The sequence below is a fragment of the Streptomyces bungoensis genome (assembly GCF_001514215.1).
Lineage (GTDB): Bacteria > Actinomycetota > Actinomycetes > Streptomycetales > Streptomycetaceae > Streptomyces > Streptomyces bungoensis.
Map to the genome: position 1 here is coordinate 138307 of NZ_KQ948860.1, position 6433 is coordinate 144739.

Below are 6433 nucleotides of genomic sequence, written 5' to 3' on the forward strand. Positions count from 1 at the left end.
GCGCCGCCAGGGTCTTTCGTTCGGATCGGGCCGGATCAGGGAGCGGGGTCCGGTGCGAAGGACACCTCCCACGCCGTTCGGGCAGTGGGGGAGCATCGCAAGGCGGAGGAGGTCGCCATGGCGGAGCCATGGCAACCGACGACAACGCGGCGAGGCACGGTGCCGGGGCCCGCGAGCCCGGCATGATCCGAACGAGAGGCCCTACGCTCCGGCGGGCGTGCTCAGCCGTGCCCGCAGCTCGCGCTCCAGGCGGCGCAGGCCCGGGGACGGCAGGAGGCCGAAGCGGTCGTCGAGGCGCGAGCGCAGCGACGTGCAGACGGTGAGGGCGGACTCGGGGCGGCCGGACCGGCTCAGGGCCGTGACGAAGAGGGCGTGCAGGCCCTCGTCGTGGGGATGGCGGCCGGTGAGGTCGGCCAGTTCGGGGAGCAGGCGTTCATGGGCGCCGAGCCGCAGTTCGGCGGCGAGGCAGCGCTCCAGGGCGTCCTTGCGGCTCTGGGTCAGGCGCATCCCCTCCAGGCCCAGCAGCGCGCCTGTGCGGACGTCCGCGAAGGCGTCCTCCTCGCCCTGCCACAGGGCCAGTGCCCGGCGGAACAGCGTGGCCGCGCGGGCGTCGTCGCCCTGTTCCGCGGCCGCCTGGGCCTCGGCGCACAGGCGGTCGTGGACGTGCGCGTCCACGGCGTCCGGTCCGACGAGCAGCGCGTATCCGCCGGGGCGGGTGACCAGCACCTCGCGGGCCGCCGAGGGGTCGCCCAGGGCCTGGCTCAGGCGGGTGCGCAGTTGCAGGACGTAGGTCTGGACGGTGATGTGCGCCCTCGGTGACGCGCCGTCGCCCCAGACCTCCTCGATGACCGTGGGCACCGGCACGACCTGCCCGGCCTGGACGGCGAGCAGCGCGAGGATCTGGCGCGGTTTGCCGGCTGTGGGCGAGACGGAGACGCCCTCGACGAGAGCGGAGAACGGTCCCAGCACGGTGATGTTCATGGGTCCCCCTCTGGACGGTCGCGGCCCGGGGACCGGTGCTTCCCCGTGCCCCGACCGTCCCATGCGGCGCGTCCGCGGGACCAGTGCGCGGGCCACGCGCCCGGGGTGAATCCCTCACGGCCGCGACCGTGACGGGTTCACACCCGGCGGCCGGGGCCGGGGGCCGTCACAGCCAGCCGGAGGTGCGGGCGATGCGGATCGCGTCGACGCGGTTGCGGGCGCCGAGCTTGTAGACCACGGTCGTCAGGTAGTTGCGCACGGTGCCCGTGGACAGGTGCAGGGTCCTGGCGATCTCGCCGACGTCGTCACCGGCCGCGGCGAGCCGCAGCACGTCGCTCTCGCGGGGGGTGAGCGGGGACTCGGTGTGTTCGAGGGCGGCGAGCGTGAGCTGCGGGTCGAAGACGCGCTCGCCCGCCGCGACCGAGCGGATCGCGGCGGCCAGCCGGTCCGGGCTCGAGTCCTTGAGGATGAAGCCGCTGACGTTGGCGTCCAGCGCACGGCGCAGGTGGTTCGGCCGGCCCAGGCTCGTGAGGATCAGCACCTTGGTGGGGAGGCCGCGCTGGTGCAGCTCGCGTGCCGCCGAGAGGCCGTCGAGGACGGGCAGTTCGATGTCCAGGACGGCCACGTCGGGCTTGACGGCCTCGGCGCGGGCCACGATGTCGCCGCCGGAATCGAGTTCGGCGACGACCTCGATGTCGGGCTCCATGGAAATCAGTTCCACGAGTGCCCGGCGCAACATGTACATGTCCTCCGCAATCAGAATCCTGATCACGAGCGTGGTTCACCCCCTCCGGCCCGCCGCACGGTCTCGCACGGAGTTGGCCGGAAACAGAGTAGTTGCCGACATTCGCCGGAGGGAGTGCTCACGGCAGGATTGCGGAGCGGACGCCCGTTCTCACAGGAACATGGCGACCGGATTCAGCTCTTCGTACGGTGTCGGTCCGGCCAGCCGGCCGAGCGCCACCGGAACGTCGTACAGGCGGCCGGGGGCGAACCGGGCCCAGAAGTGGCGCATTCCCGGCACGATCGTCTTGACCACGGGCAGGCCGACGTCCGGCCGGGTCTGGTCGAGGACGAGGAGTTCCATGCCGCGCTCCTCGACGGCGGCGCGGATCGCGGCCACGTCGTCCAGGAGGTCGGCGCGGGACGTGTAGGGGAAGTCGGCGCGGGTGCGCGCGGGCCGGGCGGGATCGGGCAGCAGGTAGGGGTGGCCGGCCACGGTGGCGGTGCGCCACCACTCGGTGAGCCGTTCGTCGGGGCAGCCGTAGCCGGTGCCGTCGGGGCGGGCCTCGACGACGGCCGGCATCATCTGGTTCATCTCCGCCAGCGCCCGGCACAGCGCCACGGACGGGTCGAAGTGGGCGCCGAACCCGAACAGCAGGTCCTCGGTGCCGGCACCGGTGCGCCGGGTGAGGGCGGCGAAGGCGGGGATGCCGAAGTCGGAGGTGACGTCCAGCGCCCACACCTCGCGGCCCAGCGCGGCGTGCACGGTCCGGACCCGGTCGATCCACGGTTCGCCGAAGGACCCGAGGTCGACGCCGGGCTGGCGGGTGCGGTTGTACCACCACAGGGCGACCGCGTCGCGCTCGACGAGTTCCAGGAACCCCTGCACGACCGCGTCCTCGAGGCTGGCGCCGCCCGCGTTGCCGTTGGAGTCGGCCCGGACGCAGCCGAGGCCGGGGGTGCGCGGGGTGTCGTAGTAGAGCAGGGCGGTCGGCAGCAGGCGGTGGGTGCCGCGGGTCAGGGACCACACGGGCGTCCAGTCGACGGCGGCCGTCTCGTCGAACGGCGCGACGCGCTGGCGCGGGTCGTAGAGCAGGCAGTCGGCGGGATGCACGGCGTTCTCGGCGACCTCCGCCCAACTCGCCCGTACGGTGGGCTCGTCGCCCTGGAAGGTCCCCGCGTGGCGCTCCAGTCCCTCGCACAACGCGCTCACCCGTGCGTCGAGTTCGGTCATGCCCTTGCCACCGCTCTCGCTGCGCAGCCGGGAGGCGGGGCCGGTCAGGCCGTGCGCGCCGCGCGCGTGGTTGTGGCCGGCGCGGAAGGAGTTGAACTCGGCCGAGCCGCGCGGGTCGCGCTCCACCGCCTTGACCACTCCGGTGATGGGGCTGATCAGGTGCTCGTAGGTGCGCAGGGTGCGTTCGGCCGTGACGGCCCGGTGCCCGTTGCCGGTGCGCTGGGCCTTCTGGCGGGAGCCGAGGACGACGGGCCCGCCGACCCGCCGGGCCACCAGGGCGGGGTCACCGCACTCGGCGCACTGGGGGCGCCGGCGCAGCGCGTGCAGCCGGCTGGTGAAGCCGATCGTGTCGAAGGCCAGCACGCCGTCCTGGCCCGGGTAGCGGTGCCCCGCCAGCCACTTCAGGCCTTCGGTGACGGCGAGCTGGTGGCCGAGGAGCAGGCTGGCCGGGGTCTCGGCCGGCGGGTGGGGCACCGGCCGGCCGAGCCGGGCGCGCAGATGCGCCTGGGTGGTGCGGTGCCCGGACATGCGCTGGACGAGGCAGTGCCAGCACGCCGAGACGCCGGGCCGGAACACGGGGCCCACCCAGGGGGTCGTCCCGTGCGGCTTCGCCAGCAGCCAGGGGCGGCCGGCGGCCCGCGCCCACGCGTCGATCGCACCCAGGGCGGGATCCAGGTAGTCGTCGCAGACGACCAGGGTCAGCGCGGCGTCGTCGGCGCCCGGGCCTTCGGGATCCTCGCCGGTGACCACGAGGCCCGACGCGGCGCACGCCTCGGCGGCGGCCCGCGCGTCGGCGCCGCCGACGGCGCGGACGGCCACCCGGTGGTCGGGCAACGGACCGGGGGCGCCCGCCAGTTCCCAGTAGGCGGCCGCCGCGCGGCTCACCAGGGGCGCGGCCGGCCGGTCGTCCGGCGGTTCGGGGCTGGTGACGAGCAGGGCCGCCTCGTTGAGCCGGCCGATCGCCAGCGCGACCTCCGCGGCGGAGCAGCGCGGTGCCGCCGCGCTGACCAGCGCCCGGAAGTCCCGGGTGCCGTCCAGCAGCGGTGCGACGACCGCGACCGGATCGTCCTCGAAGGCGACGATGCCGCGCTCCGACACGACGTACGTGCCCTCGCCCGGGACCACTTCGGCGCGTACGTGTCTTCTGAACCCCACTCGCATGTTCTTTCCCCCCTGTCGTCGTGTGGTTCTGCCGCGCTGCTGCGGCCGGTTCAGCAGGCCGCGGCGGCCACTTCGGCACCGGCCTCCGGCGCGTCGGCGATGCACAGGGTCAGCAGGCACACGCCCGCCGCCCCGAGGTTCGTGAAGTCCTCCCGCACGACGCGGTCGCCGGCGGCGCGGGGCAGCTGCGGCGCCCGGCCGTCGGCGCCGAGGGCGAGGCCGAACTCGCCCAGCACGGCGGAGGGGGCGGTGGCGTAGCGCCGGGCGGTCTCCGGGTCGAGGAACGCGTGCAGCATCAGTTCGGCGAACCGGACCTCGTCCTCGGGGGTGCGGAAGACGTCGGACGGGCCGTCGGTGATCACGGTGCTGGTCATGGTCGCTCCTTGTGTGGCTGGTCGCGTCGGCCGTCCGGGGTCGTCCGGCCGGTCCGGGTGGTGGGAGCTGTGCGGATGCCGCGGCGTGGTGCGGGCCTTCGGCGTCGATCGGGAAGTGCGCCGGCGCGGTGGGTGCTGCCCGTCGCCGAGGTGCGAGAAGAGGTGCGGGGAAGTGCCGAGTCGTCGCATGCCGTGCGTGCCGTGCGTGGTGCCGTGACCGCGTGGCGGCGCCCGGGGCCGTGGTGCGGTGCCGTTCGTCGGTCGGTCCGCGTGCGGGATCGGGGCGGGCGCCGGACTGTCCGGTGCGGCCGGTCTTGCCGGGGTGCTCGGTCGTTCCGCGACAGAGTTAACGCAATCCGGCCACACTCGGGCCAGTTATCGCCTCATGTCTGGCGATGTGAATTCTTCACTGGTCGGCATATACGCCCGTCAACCGGGCTTCCGAGTAAGGACGTTTCAAAGAAAGCGGCACATCTGCCACCAGGCTGATCACACGCCCTTCACAGGATGGGCGGCGCCGATATGATTTCGGACGCCGGTTCGGGGGACGCAGAAGGAGCGGGGGCCTGGTGACGAAGCAGGGTGGACCCAAGCGAGGAGTTCCGCCCAGGCGGACGAGATCGAGCGAGCCGGACCTGGCTGCCGTGAGTTCCGCCGCACCCAGCCCGACGATCGCCTCCGTGCTGGTCGTCGTCGTGTTCTCGGGCTATCTGCTGATGCAGCTGGTGAACGTCCTCGACTCCGGGCCGAGCGGGATGGAGCTGGTGGCGTGCGCGGCCGTTCCGCCCGTCCTCGCGGCCCTGCAGTACGCCCACTCCGCGCCGCACGCGGCGGCCCTCCGCGAGCGGTTACTGCCGTGGACCCTGATTCTCCAGGCCGTGCTGACCTTCGCCCCGCTCATCACCTTCGGGTGGCACTGGGGCGGTATGGCGGGCTTCCTCGCGGGATCGTTTCTTCTCCTGCTGCCGCCGGTGGCCGGCTGGACCCTGTTCGGCACCACGACCGTCGCCGTCGTGGTGATCTCGGCGCTGCAGTCCCTGAACTTCGTGAGCATCGCGTACATGGGCGTGTCGACGGCCCTCACCGCGTTGATCATCTTCGCGGTGGTACGGCTCGCCGGACTGGCCACGGCGATCCACGCGTCGCGGGACGAGCTGGCGCGGATGGCGGTGGCCCGGGAGCGGCTGCGGTTCGCCCGCGACCTGCACGACCTGCTCGGATACAGCCTCTCCTCGATCACCCTGAAGAACGAGCTGATCGCGCGGCTGATCGACAGCAACCCGCAGCGGGCCCGGGACGAGGTCGCCGAGGTGCTGGTGATCTCCCGGCAGGCGCTGGCCGACGTGCGGGAAGTGGCGCGCGGCTACCGCGACATGTCGCTGCTGGTGGAGGCGGAGTCGGCGCGGTCCGTGCTGAAGGCGGCGGGCATCGAGGCCCGGATCGACGTGTCCGTGACCGGGCTGTCGTCCACGGCCAACACCATCCTGGCGACCGTGCTGCGCGAGGGCGTGACGAACATCCTGCGGCACAGCCAGCCGCGCTCCTGCTCGATCAGTACGTCTCTGCTGGACGACGACACCTTCGTGCGGCTGGAGATCGTGAACGACGGCGTCGGCGCGGGCAGCGCCGTGCCGACCAGCTCCGTACCCAACGGCACCGGCCTCGGCAACCTGGCCGCGCGCGTCGCGACCGTGGGCGGCGGGCTGCGGGTGGGCGCGGGCGGCGACGACGAACCGGGCGTCTTCCGCCTGGCCGTCCGGGTCCCGGTCCACGCGGCACCGGCACCGGAGTCCCCGGCACACCGCGAGCCGACGTCACGCCTGGGCGTCTGACGGGCGGGAGCAGGCGGCTGGCGGTCGGCGGCCGGCCGCCGGTGCGGCTGGCGCGGGCGGCTGGGGCTGACGGCTGGGGGCTGGGGCTGACGGTCGGCGTCTGACAGGTGGTGGCCGACGGCCGACGT

5 protein-coding genes are annotated in these 6433 nt (G+C 73.6%); 1 reads left to right on the forward strand and 4 read right to left on the reverse strand.

Annotated features, from left to right (window positions below; genetic code table 11):
- Window positions 1-201 precede the first annotated feature (201 nt).
- The 4 genes from AQJ66_RS20985 to AQJ66_RS21000 form a co-directional block, all read right to left on the reverse strand.
- Window positions 202-981 carry an AfsR/SARP family transcriptional regulator gene (locus tag AQJ66_RS20985; RefSeq protein WP_061924399.1) on the reverse strand — a complete coding sequence of 260 codons (780 nt, stop codon included), beginning with the start codon at window positions 979-981 and terminating at the stop codon, window positions 202-204.
- Between the two features lie 166 nt (window positions 982-1147).
- A complete protein-coding gene (locus AQJ66_RS20990) occupies window positions 1148-1753 on the reverse strand; it encodes a response regulator transcription factor (RefSeq protein ID WP_061924402.1) in 606 nt (201 codons plus the stop codon).
- Window positions 1754-1876: 123 nt separating this feature from the next.
- Window positions 1877-4099 carry a TOMM precursor leader peptide-binding protein gene (locus tag AQJ66_RS20995; protein WP_061924405.1) on the reverse strand — a complete coding sequence of 741 codons (2223 nt, stop codon included), beginning with the start codon at window positions 4097-4099 and terminating at the stop codon, window positions 1877-1879.
- 50 nt (window positions 4100-4149) lie between these two features.
- Complete coding sequence (locus tag AQJ66_RS21000) at window positions 4150-4473, reverse strand: hypothetical protein (RefSeq protein WP_061924408.1); 324 nt, start codon at window positions 4471-4473, stop codon at window positions 4150-4152.
- A gap of 644 nt (window positions 4474-5117) precedes the next feature.
- Between AQJ66_RS21000 and AQJ66_RS21005 the strand changes: the two genes are divergently transcribed.
- Window positions 5118-6305, forward strand: coding sequence for a sensor histidine kinase (locus AQJ66_RS21005; protein WP_061924411.1), 1188 nt, complete (start codon window positions 5118-5120; stop codon window positions 6303-6305).
- The last annotated feature ends 128 nt before the right edge of the window (window positions 6306-6433 follow it).

What these genes read in the sequence shown, in the direction of transcription:
- AQJ66_RS20985 (WP_061924399.1), bottom strand. Translation starts at nt 981, where the DNA reads ATGAACATCACCGTGCTGGGACCGTTCTCCGCTCTCGTCGAGGGCGTC.
- AQJ66_RS20995 (WP_061924405.1), bottom strand. Translation starts at nt 4,099, where the DNA reads ATGCGAGTGGGGTTCAGAAGACACGTACGCGCCGAAGTGGTCCCGGGC.
- AQJ66_RS21000 (WP_061924408.1), bottom strand. Translation starts at nt 4,473, where the DNA reads ATGACCAGCACCGTGATCACCGACGGCCCGTCCGACGTCTTCCGCACC.